We start from the raw sequence: 521 nt of genomic DNA, 5'->3' as shown, positions 1-521 counted from the left end.
GCCATGCTCGGCGTCGACGTGCCGCGGCTCTACACCGGGGTCTTCTTCCTCGGCAGCGTGTTGGCCGGGCTCGGCGGCGCGCTGTCGGCGCCGCTCCAGGCGACCAGCCCGGCGCTCGGCGACCAGGTGATCATCGACGCGTTCATCGTCGTGGTCATCGGCGGGCTCGGCTCCATGGGCGGCGCGTTCGTCGGCGCGATGCTCATCGGCATGATGCAGAGCCTCGGCCCGCAGTTCGTCAGCGCGGGCAGCATCGCGATCCCGTTCCTGGCGATGGTGATCGTGCTCCTGATCCGTCCGGAGGGGCTGTTCGGGGGGATCGGCGAATGAGCGCGACCGACACCGGCGGCCGGGTCAGCCGGTTCGGCTCGGCCGTCGCCGAGGGGTGGACCCGCGAGCGGTTCGGCCTCCTCTGCGCCGTCGCGCTGGTCCTGATCGCGTTCGGGCCGCCGTTCCAGGTGTACCTGTTCACCGACTTCCTCGTCGTCGCGCTGTTCGCGCTCGGGTTCAACCTGCTGTAC

At 70.8% G+C, this 521-nt stretch carries 2 pseudogenes; both read left to right on the top strand.

Annotated elements, in window-relative coordinates:
• Positions 1-330 (top strand): annotated as a pseudogene (locus D3D02_RS18945) (branched-chain amino acid ABC transporter permease); the annotation flags it as partial.
• A pseudogene (locus D3D02_RS18940) lies at positions 327-521 on the top strand (branched-chain amino acid ABC transporter permease); the annotation flags it as partial. The pseudogenes D3D02_RS18945 and D3D02_RS18940, both read left to right, overlap by 4 nt.

This window comes from Halobellus sp. Atlit-38R (assembly GCF_003665925.1).
In the GTDB taxonomy this organism is placed as follows: domain Archaea; phylum Halobacteriota; class Halobacteria; order Halobacteriales; family Haloferacaceae; genus Haloquadratum; species Haloquadratum inordinatus.
This window is presented reverse-complemented; position numbering and strand designations above follow the sequence as displayed.